Source organism: Micromonospora sp. AMSO12t, assembly GCF_008806585.1.
GTDB lineage: Bacteria > Actinomycetota > Actinomycetes > Mycobacteriales > Micromonosporaceae > Micromonospora > Micromonospora reichwaldensis.
On the sequence record NZ_WAAS01000572.1, the window covers coordinates 1 to 586 of the forward strand.

Here is a 586-nt window from a genome sequence, read left to right on the forward strand (position 1 = left end):
CCGTCCCCCACCTGTCGCGGCACGACGGGCGCAGGGTTACGCCCGTCGTGCCGCGACAGGTGGGGGACGGTGCGGGGCGGAGGTCGGGGCGGCGCTGCGCCGGGCCGCCCGGGACCGGGACGGCCCCCGCCGGGACGGACGGGGGCCATCGGGCTAGCTGGAGTGGACCTCGAACTCGCTGAGCTGGCCGGCGGGCCAGCTGCTGTTGCCGGTGAACGTCAGCCGCAGGTACCGCTGGCTGGTCGCCGCGAAGGTCACGGTGACCGTGTTGCCGCTGGCCGGGTTGAAGGTGTGGCCTGCGGACGCCTTCAGGGTGGTGAACGACGAGCCGTTGGTGGAGCCGAGCACCGACAGCGTCTGGGTGCGGGTCTGCCAGGCCGAGGACGGCGGGAGCTTGAGCACGACCCGGGACACCGTCCGGTTGGCGCCCAGGTCCACCGTCAGCGACTGCGGGAAGGCGTTGTTGGCGCTCTCCCAGTAGGTGTTCGGGTTGCCGTCGACCGCGTTGGCCGCCACGTACACGTCGGCGTGGCTGGTCGCCGCGGCCGGTCGACCGAGCGCCAGGTTCCCGGCCGGGGGCGGGGTC

Annotated in this window: 1 protein-coding gene; it reads right to left on the minus strand. The window is 74.2% G+C overall.

The window, feature by feature from the left end:
* Nucleotides 1-153: 153 nt before the first annotated feature.
* A partial coding sequence (locus F6X68_RS33010; protein ID WP_151457876.1) for a discoidin domain-containing protein occupies nt 154-586 on the minus strand: 433 nt, incomplete at its 5' end.